The sequence below is a fragment of the Nostoc sp. UHCC 0251 genome, assembly GCF_034932245.1.
Classification (GTDB): domain Bacteria; phylum Cyanobacteriota; class Cyanobacteriia; order Cyanobacteriales; family Nostocaceae; genus Nostoc.
The window spans coordinates 1-15,180 of the sequence record NZ_JAYGHD010000382.1 but is presented as its reverse complement, the minus strand read 5'-3'; the positions used below and the strand labels follow the sequence as shown (position 1 = coordinate 15,180).

The following is a 15,180-nucleotide window of genomic DNA, read 5'->3' as shown; positions in this document are numbered from 1 at the left end:
TCTAGAGTCTAATAATTTAGATACTGTCACCTTTTCTTTATTTTTCAGCAAGCCCCATTTACAGAAGAAGGCTGAACAGAATCGGCTGCTAAAGGATTGGTGACTTTGGAATTGCTTACTACGCTTCGCTTCTTCTTAGTATTACCTCGTCGCGCCCCACCCGCCATCTCGTATTCCTGGCTGATTTTACCGTAACGGCTGGCAACTCCTAGTAGCATTTTTTCTGACATGGCTATCACAACCTGTTCTGCGTTGTTCACATCATCTGTGAGTTTGTCAATAGTAGATAACGCAGTGTTGTAAGCAGCAAGCTTAGACCGGAGATCGTTAATTGTCTTATTATAAGCTTGGATAGTCAGTCCTTGGCCAAAGTCAAGTTCTACGCTGATAGATTGTAAACTTTCAATGCGGCGATCGGCTCGTTCTAAAACGCTGGAATTTCTTTTGCGACGTGCCATAATGCATCTCTGCTACTAGGTTAATAGTACTGTTTTATACAAAAAGTGCTTGATTGGCATCGGAAAATATAGCAAATCAGTTGCTTAGGCGTAGACCCTCGTAGACATCGCATCTCAAAAGCTTTAGTTAATTACACTTAGACTAAATTTTTTTCCAGGTAGTAAATAGATTTATAAGTTCATTACAACAAATGCTGCAATGATTTAAGCCTTTCTTATACATGGAAGAGTATTTGTTGCAAAGCATTAAACAAATGTTGCAACGGCTTATACATTTGCAAGAAAGACTTAAGCCTTTCTTATACATGGAAGAGTATTTGTTGCAAAGTATTAAACAAATGTTGCAACGGCTTATACATTTGTAAGAAATACTTAAGCCTTTCTTATACATGGAAGAGCATTTGTTGCAAAGGTTTAAACTTTTACAGTTTGAACAGTAGAAGCCATCGCTTTTGATTGTTGTCTGAGATGAAATAGCCCCTGAACACTTGTTAACGTGATAAATGAAGTTTTGTTGGTATTGAGACAGATAATTTATGACAGCCAGAGAGTAACTTATTCAGGAAATTGAGCAGGTTTCAGATTCTTTAGTGGAAGAAGTGCTAGACTTCTTGCTATTCATAAAAGATAGACAGGATCAGAAAAATTCCACATCTCATGGTGAGCAAAGCATTCTAGAGCGCATGGGAGGAATTCCCCAGCATTTGCTCTCAGTAGGTAATTTATCAGACCGCCTACGCACTAATCAAACAAATAGCGATCGCCTATAAACAATAAGAATGTTAGGATATCTTTCACCAGCTGCATCTGACTTATGAAATTAGTTTGCTCCCAAAGCGATCTCAGTACAAATCTCTCACTCGTTAGTCGTGCAGTCCCTTCACGGCCAACTCATCCAGTACTTGCCAATGTGCTGCTCCAAGCGGATGCTGAAACTAACCAAGTAAGCTTAACAGCCTTCGATCTCAGCTTGGGAATCCGCACCAGCTTTAACGCAGAGGTATGGCAAAGTGGTGCGATCGCACTTCCTGCTAAGTTACTTGTAGACATCACCTCTCGTCTTCCAGAAGGCGAAATCACTTTAGATGATGAATCAGCCCTCACAGGTACAACATCCGGTGGAGAAGGTTTAATAGTCACACTCACACCCAAAAGTGGACATTACCAAGTCCGAGCAATGGGCCCTGAAGAATTCCCCGAACTACCTGTAATTGAAAATACCGAAGTAATCCATCTCACCACCGCCGCATTAATTGAGGGATTACGCGGTTCATTGTTTGCTACCAGTGGCGATGAAACTAAGCAAGTACTCACCGGAGTGCATTTAACAGTTAAACAAGATACCTTAGAATTTGCAGCTACCGACGGACATCGCCTAGCAGTAGTAGAAACTAGCAACGAGCGTCCTCTTGGCGGAACTACCCAACTAGAAGTGACAGTACCAGCTAGAGCATTACGCGAACTTCAACGAATGCTAGCTCATAGCGCCTCATCAGATGAACCTGTTGCTTTATATTTCGATCAAGGTCAAGTTGTGTTTGCATGGCAAAATCAACGCTTGACTAGTCGCACATTAGAAGGGCAATATCCTGCATATCGACAATTAATCCCCCGCCAATTTGAGCGACAAGTGACAATTGAACGGCGACAATTCGTCAGCACTTTAGAACGGATTGCTGTGCTAGCAGATCAGAAAAATAATATTGTCAAGGTTAGTATTGACAGCAACGCCCAAGAAATTACTTTATCTTGCGAAGCTCAAGATGTGGGAAGTGGTAGAGAGTCAATGCCGGCACAAATTTCTGGGGAAAATATAGAGATTGCTTTTAACATTAAATATTTGATGGAAGGCTTGAAAGAGTTACCATCTTCCGAAATTCAAATGCATTTAAATCAAAGTCTAACTCCAGTAATTTTTACGCCATTAGGTGGCTTGAAAATGACCTATTTAGCTATGCCGGTGCAACTTAGAAGTTAGTCCAGACCACGCGGTAGGGGCGCAAGGCCTTGCGCCCCTACTATTTTCTGATTTGTTTAATCGGAATTTCAATCCAAAATTCTGTCCCTAACCCGGGCTGAGAATCACATTTAAACACACCACCGTGTTTATCAACAACAATCTGATAACTAATTGATAACCCCAAACCAGTACCTTTTCCTACTGGCTTAGTAGTAAAAAATGGATCGCAGATTCTTGCTCTGAGGGCTTCGGGTATGCCTGGGCCATTGTCTGCAATGCGAATTACTACGCTCTTAACATTGCCTTCAAGCTCTCCAAGAGTAGTATTAATGGTAATTTGATTATTATCAGGTTTTGATTGAGATTGTCTGTAATCTTCTAAGGCATCGATCGCATTGCTTAAAACATTCATAAATACCTGATTTAATGGCCCGGCATAGCACTCTACTAACGGCAGGTTGCTGTATTCTTTGACTAATTTAATCGCCGGACTTTCCGGTTTTGCTTTCAAGCGATGCTGCAAAATTAGCAAGGTGCTATCAATGCCCTCGTGAATGTCAACTGGCTTCATCTCTGCGTGGTCAAGGCGGGAGAAATTCCGTAAACCCAAGACAATCTGACGGATGCGATCAATTCCAACTTTCATGGAAGATAAAGTTTTCGGCAAATCCTCCATGATAAATTCTAAGTCTATTTCTTCAGAGCGATCGCGAATCTCAGGGTTAGGGTTAGGGCAGTTTTGCAAATAGAGGTCTAGTATACTAAGTAAATCTGCGGCGTAATCATTGACATGATTGATATTGCCATAAATGAAGTTTACCGGGTTATTAATTTCGTGAGCAATACCAGCTACCAGTTGACCCAGTGACGACATTTTCTCAGTTTGGATCAGTTGGGTTTGAGTTTGTTGTAAATCATGCAAAGCTGTAGCCAGCTTTTCTGTCTGCTCTTTGGTTTGATTATGCAATTGGGCTTGTTGAAGTGCAACCCCAAGCTGATTAGCAATTTGAGTGATGAACTTAATTTCTGAGGCTTCCCAATGGCGAGGTGCAGAGTTCTGATAAGCTGCTAGTAAGCCCCATAGCTGTTGCCCAATGAATATAGGTGCGATCGCATATGCCTTTGCTTGCAATTGCTCCAGAGCTGCAACGTGGCATTCAGAGTGCCCGGCTTGATATATGTCATTAACTGCAAAGGTTTCGTTGTGACGATATCGCCCACCTTGGGTTTCCTGCAAATAACTATCTTGCCAAACTGTATTGATATGATCATTTACCAACTTTACCCAGCCATTACCCACAAACTCGGCGATATATTCACCACTCCAATCAGCCTGGAACCGATAAACTGCAACTCGATCTGCTTGTAGTGATTTACAGATTTCTTGGGTGGTTGTCTGAAAAATCGCATCTAAGTCAAGAGATTCCCTAACTTTGGCAACAACTTCAAACAATACCCGTTGTTGTTCTGCTGCTTGTTGCAAATTTAACGCCTGCTGTCGTGTCTGAGCGAGTAAATCAGCTTGCTGGAGTGCTACCCCCATTTGGGCAGCAATCTGGCTGAGAAAGTTAACTTCAGGAGCTTTCCATTGACGGGGGCCAGTGTGTTGATAAGTTGCCAGCAAACCCCAAAGTTTTTGCCCAACAAAAATCGGAGCAAGCACAAAAGCGTGAATCTGAAACTGCTCTAGATTGTCGATATGACACTGAGTAAATCCCATCCCGTATATGTCATCGACTGCAAATGTTTCATTGTAGCGGTAGCGTCCTCCCTCTGTATCTTGTAAATAGGTGTCATTCCAAATTGTATTAATACCTAGTTCAGACTCATTCAACCAATATGGATTAGCAGCCTCAAAATCCCCGACAAATTCGCCACCCCAATTAGAATCGAAACGATAAACAGAAACGCGATCGGCTTTGATTAATTGACAAACCTCTTTAGTCGTTGTTTGAAAAATGGTATCTGTGTCAAGAGATTCCCGAATTTCGGCAATAACTTTAAATACAGCGTGTTGTTGTTCAGCTGTCCGTTGTAATTCAAGTGTGCGCTTTTTAACTTGGTGTTCTAAATTGTCATTAAAAGCTTGCACTTGTTGGTATAGTTCATACTGCTGAATTGCTGAAGCAAAGTGTTTACCCATGTCTGTAGCTAGTTCAATTTCTTCAACCGTCCATTTTTGAGCTTGTGCTTTTTTAGATTCGCGCCAAACCTCAAACGATAAACGAGGGTACATCTGCCTTTGATCGCTGTCATACTGCCCCGCCCATAGGGTTTCTGTATCTATTTCGTTGCGGAAAATGCTTAAATAGCCTAGCAACTGCTGACGATACTGAAGTGGGATCATCAACATGCTGCGAATTTTAGTTTCTTGAAAAGCGGGTTGCAAACTTCGCAAGCTAGGAGTTTGATATATATCTGAAATTGCCCAAGTATCGTATTTATTAGACTTGTAGTGTTCCTGCCAGACGCTATACTGCTCTATCAATGGATATATGGTTTGTTCTGGCATCGCAGGTTGCTGTCCACAGATATAAAGCTTGGCACAATTGTTTCCTGGTATTAAACATTCTGTCAAGCTACTTACGTTGCCATTATGGGAGTCAAAAGCTGCATTTCTAATGCAAAGTCTGCCACCAACACCATTAAAGGCAGCAACAGCTGCTTCTAGGGCTGGTTGTAATACAATTGTCGGTAATGAATGTAGTAGGGTAGCAATGCGGTTAATGATAGCTTCCCGTTCGCCTGTTTTGCGGACTTGAGTGAGCAGCGTACTTTGAGCGATCGCGACTGAGAGCTGATCCACTACCATCTGTAATGCTTCTAGTTCATATTCTGAAATCAAACGTGCTTCAGAATTATGAGACACCAACAGCCCCCAGAGTTCATCTTGATAAAGAATAGGCGCTACCACAGAAGACTTTACCCCCATTGCCGTCAAATATTCAATATGACAGGTGTCTACAGGGCGGTAACGGATCTCCTCTGATATAGTTTCTCCATTTTCCAAGTCATGGAGATAACTTTGACCAATCTCTTGAGTATCAACATTTACAACAGAACGCACCCGTGATTTGATAAATAGTTCACGGGCGGTGAGTGGAATATCATCAGCAGGAAAATTTAGCCCCAGTAGCGATGGCAAGCGATTTTCGTGAATTGACTCAGCAATGACCTGACCACTACCATCGGTATGAAATTTATAAATCATCACTCGGTCAGTTTTTAGTAGCGATCGCACTTCTGCCGTTGTCACTGTGATAATTTCTTCAAACTCTAAGCTTCGCCGGATACGGTTTGTAATGCGGCGTAGTAAACTTTCTTCATCGCGACATAAGGGCAAATCTTGTTCAGGCTTTGAGGTCATTGCTTATAGCAAAATCAATTAATAATTTGCAAATTGACATAATTAAATCTAAAGCTATTTTCAGATTTATTTAATCAAATTGTCTTCAGTAAAACTACGGGTCAATTATTAAATAAAATATTTATTTATCTTTGATAGAAATTCGTTAAAATATCACAAAAACAGACGCTAAAATTGCGTCTGTACTAGTTATAAGAAAAGATTCCTGCTTTTTACTTTTGGCTTCTCGTCTAACATTGCCGTAGCAACAAACTTAAACTCTTATATTGTCAGCAAAGCGAATTTTAAGATAGTCGTCTTCCATCTTTGCCCCTCCTGGTTGTAGTGCTGCTAAGGCTTGTGGTAAAACTAAGTTACGACGGTGGTTGCCAATAGTAATATTTAATTCGTCACCATTCTTGCTCAGTTGAACTTGGTTTTTAGGAATGCCGGGCAAATAAATTTCTAAACTGTATTGGTTCTGCTCTTGTACGACTCTCATAGTCGTTTCTTTGTAATAAACCTGAGTCGGATCTTCATCTTTATAGAGAGTTTCTTTCAGGCGTTCTAAGGCAGCCAATCCGCACATTTCTTCAGAAAATAATGGAACTTCTTTCACAGGTAGAGGGTGAAAATTATCATGAATTTCCTGACGATATTGCTCCTGACTTTCCTTCCAACGTTGAAAAAATGGATCTTGGACAACGCTAGGAATAATCCGATTAGCCACTACTAAATCTGTTGCAACATTATACAAACTCAAATAAGCATGGGCGCGAAGAGACTCTTTAATCACCATCTTTTCGGGATTAGTTACCAGACGCACTGAGGTTTGAGTATTGTCTGTTAATACTTTTTCCAGAGCTTCAATTTGTTCATAAAACTCATAAGGTGCATCCATCACTTCTTTATCTGGTAGCGAAAAACCAGCAATTGGTCTAAAAAAAGGTTCAACCAGAGGTCGAAGTGCTACCGAGATGTTTTGAAATGGTTTGTAAAAACGGCGCATATACCAGCCACCGACTTCAGGTAAACTCAGCAAGCGCAGTGCTGTGCCCGTAGGGGCTGAGTCAATAATTAAAACATCAAACTCACCTTCATCGTAATGGCGTTTCATCCTTACCAAGCCAAAAATCTCATCCATGCCTGGTAAAATTGCTAATTCTTCTGCCTGTACGCCCTCTAAGCCCCTTGCCTGTAAAACTTGGGTAATGTAACGTTTTACAGCACCCCAGTTTCCCTCTAGTTCTTGCAGCGCATCTAGTTCAGCACCCCACAGATTTGGGCGAATTTTTTGGGGTGCATGTCCCAATTCCATGTCAAAACTGTCTGCCAAAGAATGAGCCGGATCTGTACTTAAAACCAATGTCTGATAGCCTAGTTCTGCACAACGGAGTCCAGTTGCAGCAGCAACGGAAGTTTTGCCCACGCCGCCTTTACCAGTCATCAAAATTACACGCATAGATGCTTCTGTCCTGCCTGAGGATTTATTACATTTATTTACATTATCGACTGTTTAAGAAAAATAAATGTTGTTTCACTACGTCTAGGCGTGAACAGTTTGAGTTGTTCATCAGTAATTGCGGTCTTTTCTGAGCAAGGGCGTGATAATCTACAACTTCACTCTAGTAAATAATCTCTCCTTGGTTTTACTAAGCAACAATTGTCCCTCTCCGAGTCGGCTACGGTGTACACACAAGTCGGAAATAGTAGTCTGTCAAGGAATAATTGACGAGTTCATTCTTTGTAGAGACGGCGATTTATCGCGTCTGTCTAACGTGTCAGTGTTTTAGACGCGATAAATCGCGTCTCTACATGAGGGATTTCTGGCTTATCCCAAGCGTATATTTAAATACAAAGACCAATGAGACGCAAAGTCACCACTGATTTGGATTGGATCATCGGTGGATACTTCACTTCTTATTCCAGAGACTAATAAATTCTTTATAGATGACTGGGGTGATCTGACTTTGTAAGTGAGTTAGTGCATCACGATGATTTTGATTGTTGTCATCATAATAAGTGAACACATTCGTCAGCTTGACAATCTCAGGGTTTTGATCGTTTGTCCCCCTCCATTTGTTAGTAACTTTGTGTAAAACGTCCTTGGGTAGATTTTGTTGTAAGTTATTTAAGGCTGCGATGTAAGAGGAATTTTGAGGATTCTTTTTGAATTGGAAGCATAAATCTATCAGCTTGAGTTGTGTCTGGGGCTGCGGTTGGGGCTTATTTGTTAGAGTGGGTTGCTGTAGAATTTGACGCTGTTCAATAGTGGCAATGCCATTTTCAGTTAAACCCTGAGATTTCTGAAATTTCTTGACTGCTGTATAAGTGGCTGGCCCATAAAAAGGCTTGTTTGGAGGAATTTCGGCATTGGTTGCGAAACCGTGAAACTTCAATCTATTCTGAAGTCCTATGACTGTATCTTCCATTACGCTTCGAGTCTCGGAATCAGCATTACCATTAACCACAAGTTTTTGTGAGTACTGTTTCTGAAACTTTTTAATCGCTTCTTCGGTAGGATCATCTGTCAAGGAGTTGTTATTTCGTTTCCAGGGAGCAAATTTAGTCAGATCCGGCTTAGGGTCAATCTCAGGAGCTAAATATCCCAGTCCAATCAATATATGACGGATAACTTCAGGACTACTAACGGCCATACTTTTTGATTCCTTTGCGAATAAACTACGACTTAATGTATCTTGTTTTACAAAAATTATGTAAGTAGGAAGAAATAAATCTAACATATTTTGTTTGCAAGGCGTTCCAAAAGTTAAGCGATGTGTAACACCAAGGTGCAACTGTTTGAGACGTTCGGCGTAGGTGACTACAGATTGTTAAAAAGAAAAGTGATTTTAAGTCTTGGTGGGCGATCGCGATCGCTTACTCTCAACTATTGATGATACTACGCAATATATTCTTTATACTAGCCTGCAAGCAGATCACCGTACATGTGCGATCGCTCTTTAGCTTTTTAAACCCGGTGATTCAGACGCTTTTTCGGTCAAAATACCCAACTGAATTCTGACGACTGACTCCTGAATTCTGTTCGATAAATCCTCAGACAGTTGTGATGTTAGGCGATCTGATCCAACTGATAAATTTACTTTTGGTTAAAAAACTTGTTAATTTTTCATAATTAATGTGCGTATTAATCTCTAGTTTTCGATTTATTTTAATAGAATTATTACTAAATAAATATAATTTAAGGCTGATTTTAATCAAAAAATCACAACAAGATTGTTTGCCTTAATAAAATAAATTTTATGTTACAAAAAACTGTCTATTGGGAATACTAAATTATGAAAGTCATTTAGAAAAAATTGTTGAGATGAGGTCAGCGAATATGACAATAGAACTAGATTGGACAGTTGTAATGGAAGGATATCAAGTTGTTGAGCAACTTTACTTCAGTTCTAGGACTATTGTCTATCGAGGTATTCGAGATATAGACCTGCGCCCTGTGATCATCAAATACCTCAAACGTGATTACCCATCCTTTCGGGAACTGTTACAGTTTCGCAATCAGTACACAATCACTAAAAATCTCAACTTACCTGGTGTCGTTCAACCCTACAGTCTAGAAACGTATCGTAATAGCTATGCATTAGTGATGCCAGATTATGGAGGTATTTCACTTTGGCAATATATTAAGATACAGCCACTAAAACTCAGTGAATTTCTTGCGATCGCTATTCATTTAGCTGACATTCTCAACGGACTCTATCAGCATCGGGTAATCCACAAAGATATTAAGCCTGCCAATATCGTCATTCATCCAGAGACAAAACAAGTTAAGTTGATTGACTTCAGCATTGCTTCCCTACTGCCCAGAGAAACCCAGGAAATTAAAAATCTCCAGGTCTTGGAAGGTACTCTCGCTTACCTTTCCCCGGAACAAACTGGGCGGATGAACCGGGGTATTGACTACCGCAGTGATTTTTACTCCTTAGGGGTGACATTTTTTGAATTACTCACGGGTCAACTGCCCTTCCAGTCTAATGACCCGATGGAACTAATTCACTGTCATATTGCAAAACAACCCGAACAAATAAGAGGCGGAAGGGAAGAAGAAATTCCGCAGATGATTTCAGAGATTGTGATGAAATTGATGGCAAAAAATGCTGAAGATCGCTATCAAAGTGCATTAGGGCTGAAACATGATTTAGAAATTTGTTTGGCTCAACTTAAGGAAACGGGTAAAATTGAAACTTTTCCCATTGCCCAACGGGATGTATGCGATCGCTTCCTCATCCCAGAAAAACTTTATGGTCGTGAAACCGAAGTAGCTACACTACTGCAAGCCTTTGACCGGATCAGTGGTGGTAGTACAGAAATCATGTTAGTAGTAGGCTTCTCTGGTATCGGCAAAACAGCGATCGTTAACGAAGTTCATAAGCCGATTGTCCGGCAGAGAGGTTACTTCATCAAAGGTAAATTCGACCAGTTTGGGCACAATACTCCTTTTTCGGCGTTTGTTCTGGCATTACGGGACTTGATGGCGCAACTGCTTACCGAAACAGATGCCCAATTGCAGCAATGGCAGACGAAAATTCTCTCTGCGTTGGGTGACAACGGGCAGGTGATTATTGAGGTAATTCCTGAACTCGAACAGATTATTGGCAAGCAACCTCCTACACCTGAACTCTCAGGGAGTGCATCTCAAAATCGCTTCAATCTGCTGTTCCAAAAGTTTATTCAGGTACTCACAACCCCAGAGCATCCCCTGGTCATTTTTCTGGATGATTTGCAATGGGCAGATTCGGCATCACTCGATCTGATGCAACTACTGATGAGTGAGACAGAAACGGGCTATCTGTTGCTTATTGGGGCTTACCGAGATAATGAAGTTTCCCCTGCTCATCCACTAATGCTGGTATTGAACGACATTGGCAAAACTGGGGCGGTAATTAATACTATCACCCTAACTCCTCTCCAGGCATCCGACCTCAATCATTTGATTGCCGATACCCTTAGTTGTCCATCAACGCTAGCAGCACCTTTGACGGAATTGGTATATCGGAAAACTAAGGGCAATCCCTTTTTTGTCACCCAGTTGCTCAAGGCATTGCATGAAGAGGGATGGATTACCTTTGATATTGAGAAGGGATATTGGCAAGGGGATATTGCTCAAATTCAAGAATTGACGCTCACCGATGATGTTGTCGAGTTTATGGCGCATCAAATCCAGAAGTTGCCTACTTCTACCCAATGTGTTTTAAAACTAGCTGCCTGCATTGGTAACTCTTTTGACTTGACAACCCTGGCTATTGTTTATGAAAAATCTCCAGATGAAACCGCCGTAGACTTGTGGAGAGCGCTGCAAGAGGGCTTAATTTTACCAACCAGTGAAATTTATAAGTTTTTCCAAAATTCTGGTAATGGCAGTGAATCATGCCAATTACCAATGAATAATGAGCAACCCAATTACAAATTTCTGCACGATCGCGTCCAACAAGCCGCCTATTTTCTCATTCCAGAGGAGCAAAAACAAGCAACTCACCTCAAAATTGGGCAACTACTGCTGAAGAATACAACCTTGGCGCAGCAAGACGAAAAGCTTTTTGAAATTGTCAACCAGTTTAATATTGGCAAAAATTTGATTACTGTGCGATCGCAGCAGACTGAACTTGCCCAATTAAATCTGCAAGCTGGACAGAAAGCCAGAGCCGCAACTGCATACACAGCAGCATTTGAGTATCTTTGCACAGGCATTGCCTTACTGCCTCAGGAGCTGTGGCAAAAACAATATCAGCTAACCCTGGCACTTTATGAAGCTGCTACCGAGGCTGCTTATTTGAGTGGCAATCTAGAGCAGATGCCACAATTCGCGGCAGTTATTTTAGAACACGCCAGTACACTGTTAGATACAGTCAAAGTCTATGAAATCAAAATTCAAGCGGCTCAAGCCCAACATCAATTTCTAGAGGCAGTGCAAATTGCCCTGGAGATTTTGGAGTGTCTCGGAATCAGTTTTCCCCAGCAACCGAGTGAATCGGATATTGCCCAAGCGTGTGCGGCAACTAACTCAATCTTGGCAGGTAGACAGCCGTTAGATTTAATTACTTTACCCCAGATGACGGAGCCTGAAAAGATAGCGGCCATCAGGATTCTTGCAAATGTCTCTTCTTCTGCTTATGTTGTCGCGCCATCTCTTTTACCATTTATTATTCTTGAGCAGGTGAATTTATCGGTTCAATATGGCAATATCTCATACTCAGCAAATGGCTATGCCTACTACGGACTGATGCTATGTGGAGTGATTGGAGACATTGAGTGTGGCTATCAGTTTGGACAACTGGCGCACTTGTTGCTCGAACGGTTGAATGCCAAAGAAATGAAAGCTAGAACCTATGTCGGAGTTCAGTGTAGTGTATGGCACTGGAAACAGCCGCTCCAGAACACCTTAGCCTTTCTCAGACAAGGCTATCAAAGTGGGCTAGAAACGGGAGATTTAGAATCGGCTACCATTTGTGCATTCGTTTACGTCATGCACTCTTGGTTTGTCGGCAAAGAACTGGGCGATCTCAGTCGGGAAAGTGTTGCCTTCCGTGATCAACTGACTCATCTTAAACAGGAAGGTCTTCTTAGCCATTTAACTATTTTTCAACAAGCAATTTTAAATTTAATTGGTGATGCTCCTGAAGCATGGCAATTGATTGGTAATGCCTTTGATCAAGAGCAAATGTTGCCAATTATCCAACGCTCAGGCGATCAAACCGCACTTTGCTATTTCTATGTCAGCAAACTAATCCTCTGCTATACATTTGGGAAGTTTGAGCTAGCGGTTGAAGCTGCGATCGCTATTAAAAACCACTTGGGTGGTGCTACCGGATTGTTTATAGTTCCAGTTTTCCACACCTATGACTCTCTGGCACATTTAGCTATCTATTCTGAAGTTTCTCAAGCAGAACAAAAATCCATTCAGCAGCGAGTAGTTGCCAACCAGGAAAAGATCAAAAAATGGGCTGACCATATTCCAGCAAATCACTTGCACAAGTATTATTTAGTGGAAGCAGAACGGCATCGGATTCTGGGCAATAAAGTTGAGGCGGTTGAATATTATGATCTTGCCATTGCTTTAGCTCAAGAAAATCAATACCTCAATGAAGAAGCTCTAGCCAACGAACTCGCGGCGCGATTTTACTTGGGATGGGGCAAAGAGCGACTTGCTCAGGATTATTTACTCAATGCCTACTACGCATACTCTCGTTGGGGAGCAAAAGCCAAGGTTGAGGATTTAGAACGAGACTATCCGCATCTTTTAGCTCCCATTTTGCAACAAGACAAAATAGAAATGATGGCTGATGTCACAATTAGCACAATTGATAACGGCACATTAAATTTAAATTATGCCAACTCCACAACATCTGCTAGTAGTGGTGTGTCAGTTGCACTCGATCTGGCAACCATCCTCAAAGCTTCGCATACACTCTCTAGTGAAATTCAGCTGGAAAAGCTGCTTTCGACATTGCTGAATGTAGTGATTGAAAATGCTGGAGCAGATAAATGTGTATTGCTATTACTTGAAAATCAAAGGTTGCTGGTTGAGGCAATTACTACAGTTGGAGAGTCATCAACAGTGATGCAATCGCTGCCTCTAGAAGACTCACAGGATCTGCCTATTTCACTAATTAATCAAGTTAAACGCACCTTACAACCCTCAACTATTATCAATGCAACTACCCATCCTTTACTAATGGGTGATGCCTATATTATTCGTCAACAACCCAAGAGTTTATTGTGTATACCAATTATTCACCAAGGCAAACTGTTGGGCATTTTGTATTTGGAGAATAGATTAACCACTGGGGTGTTTACAAGCGATCGCGTTGAAATTTTGAATCTGCTCTGCACTCAAGCCGCGATCGCTCTGGAAAATGCCCACCTTTATCAGCAAGCGCAGACTTATGCTCAACAAGTGGAGCGATCGCTGGCACAACAGAAGACCTTGTTTAATGTTGTTACCCAGATGCGAGAGTCTTTAGACTTGGATGCTATTTTCTGTGCAGTTACCCAAAATATTCGTCCCATACTGAACGCCGATCGCGTGGGAATCTATCAGTTTCATCTGGAATCGGGATACGAATACGGCGAGTTTATTGCCGAAGATGTACTACCTGCATTTCCTTCTGCTTTGGCTATCAAAATTCAAGATCATTGCTTTGGCGAGAACTACGCAACTCTATATAAACAGGGACGTTTCTGTGCAATGGCAGACTTACAAGCAACTCCCGTACTAGACTGCCATCGGGTAATTTTAGAGCAATTCAAGATCAGAGCGTCGCTGGTTGTGCCAATTATGCAAGACAACGAACTTTGGGGACTGCTTTGTATTCACCAATGCGCTCAACCTCGTCACTGGCAAACCTCCGAGATTCAATTTGCCAAACAAATTGCTGCCCAAATGGGGGTTGCACTCCAGCAGACAGAGTTACTAATCAAAACTCGCCAACAGTCAACCCAACTAGAACAAACACTCCACTATCTTCAAGAAACCCAACTTCAATTAGTCCAAAATGAGAAGATGTCAGCGCTGGGGAACCTCGTTGCCGGAGTTGCTCATGAAATTAATAATCCCGTTGGCTTTATTGCTGGCAACCTTAAACCTGCTGAAGATTATGTACAAGACTTGTTTAGGCTAATTAATTTATATCAAGAAAAGTTACCCAATCCAGGGCAGGATTTAGAAGATGAAATCGAGGCAATTGATTTGGAGTATATACGAGAAGATTTACCTAAATTAATCGATTCAATGAAGCTAGGAGTTAATCGCATCCATGAGATTAGTAATAGTCTTCGCACTTTCTCTAGGTCTGATAAGGATTACAAAGTTCCTTTCAACTTACACGATGGCATAGACAGCACCATCTTAATTCTCAAACATCGTCTAAAACCTCATGACAATCGCCCTGCAATTGAGGTAGTGAGAGACTATGGTAATTTACCTCAAGTGGAATGCTTTGCAGGCCAGCTAAACCAGGTATTTATGAATCTGCTAGCAAATGCGATCGATGCATTAGAAGAGTCTCATCAGCAGCGTAATTTAGCAAATATTCAACTAAATCGCCATCAGATTATAATTAAAACTCGTTTGGCTGAAGATGGACAGCAAGTTTTGATTCGGATTGCAGACAATGGTATCGGAATGCCTGAAGAGGTGAAGCAACGGGTATTTGATTATCTGTTCACCACCAAGTCCGTGGGTCAAGGAACAGGTTTAGGATTAGCGATCGCTCAACAAATTGTCGTTGAACGACATGGGGGAACGCTCAAGGTAGATTCAGTTTTAGGACAAGGCACAGAGTTTACAATAATCCTTCCTGTTGCGGTTAAAACTGACTGAAAACTAAACCCTAATATCATGTCCGGCTGATTAGTTATGATGGGCGTGCATCTGTGCAAAAACTTGAAAATTC

At 41.4% G+C, this 15,180-nt stretch carries 7 protein-coding genes; 3 read left to right on the top strand and 4 right to left on the bottom strand.

What is annotated here, in order from left to right; all coding sequences use genetic code 11:
• Positions 1-44: 44 nt before the first annotated feature.
• Positions 45-458: a hypothetical protein gene (locus VB740_RS32065; RefSeq protein WP_323203864.1), complete on the bottom strand. Its 414-nt coding sequence runs from the start codon at positions 456-458 to the stop codon at positions 45-47.
• Positions 459-1,048: 590 nt separating this feature from the next.
• On the opposite strand from VB740_RS32065, the gene VB740_RS32060 reads away from it, so the two are divergent.
• Positions 1,049-1,228: a hypothetical protein gene (locus tag VB740_RS32060; protein ID WP_323203863.1), complete on the top strand. Its 180-nt coding sequence runs from the start codon at positions 1,049-1,051 to the stop codon at positions 1,226-1,228.
• A 44-nt stretch (positions 1,229-1,272) separates the two neighbouring features.
• Positions 1,273-2,436 (top strand): DNA polymerase III subunit beta, encoded by a 1,164-nt coding sequence (gene dnaN, locus VB740_RS32055; RefSeq protein WP_323203862.1) that lies wholly within the window; start codon positions 1,273-1,275, stop codon positions 2,434-2,436.
• Between the two features lie 40 nt (positions 2,437-2,476).
• On the opposite strand, the gene VB740_RS32050 is transcribed toward dnaN, so the two are convergent.
• From VB740_RS32050 to VB740_RS32040, 3 genes are all read right to left on the bottom strand, one after another.
• Positions 2,477-5,785, bottom strand: coding sequence for a GAF domain-containing protein (locus tag VB740_RS32050; protein ID WP_323203861.1), 3,309 nt, complete (start codon positions 5,783-5,785; stop codon positions 2,477-2,479).
• 253 nt (positions 5,786-6,038) lie between these two features.
• The gene (locus VB740_RS32045; RefSeq protein ID WP_323203860.1) at positions 6,039-7,226 is read right to left on the bottom strand and encodes a TRC40/GET3/ArsA family transport-energizing ATPase; all 1,188 of its coding nucleotides are present in this window, start codon (positions 7,224-7,226) and stop codon (positions 6,039-6,041) included.
• A gap of 451 nt (positions 7,227-7,677) precedes the next feature.
• Complete coding sequence (locus VB740_RS32040) at positions 7,678-8,421, bottom strand: peptidoglycan-binding domain-containing protein (RefSeq protein WP_323203859.1); 744 nt, start codon at positions 8,419-8,421, stop codon at positions 7,678-7,680.
• A gap of 686 nt (positions 8,422-9,107) precedes the next feature.
• Here VB740_RS32040 and VB740_RS32035 point away from each other — a divergent pair.
• Positions 9,108-15,107, top strand: coding sequence for an AAA family ATPase (locus VB740_RS32035; protein ID WP_323203858.1), 6,000 nt, complete (start codon positions 9,108-9,110; stop codon positions 15,105-15,107).
• Positions 15,108-15,180: the final 73 nt, after the last annotated feature.

Excerpts from the sequence above, each read along its gene's own strand:
- VB740_RS32065 (WP_323203864.1), bottom strand. The coding sequence starts at position 458 with ATGGCACGTCGCAAAAGAAATTCCAGCGTTTTAGAACGAGCCGATCGC.
- dnaN (WP_323203862.1), top strand. The coding sequence starts at position 1,273 with ATGAAATTAGTTTGCTCCCAAAGCGATCTCAGTACAAATCTCTCACTC.
- VB740_RS32050 (WP_323203861.1), bottom strand. The coding sequence starts at position 5,785 with ATGACCTCAAAGCCTGAACAAGATTTGCCCTTATGTCGCGATGAAGAA.
- VB740_RS32045 (WP_323203860.1), bottom strand. The coding sequence starts at position 7,226 with ATGCGTGTAATTTTGATGACTGGTAAAGGCGGCGTGGGCAAAACTTCC.
- VB740_RS32040 (WP_323203859.1), bottom strand. The coding sequence starts at position 8,421 with ATGGCCGTTAGTAGTCCTGAAGTTATCCGTCATATATTGATTGGACTG.
- VB740_RS32035 (WP_323203858.1), top strand. The coding sequence starts at position 9,108 with ATGACAATAGAACTAGATTGGACAGTTGTAATGGAAGGATATCAAGTT.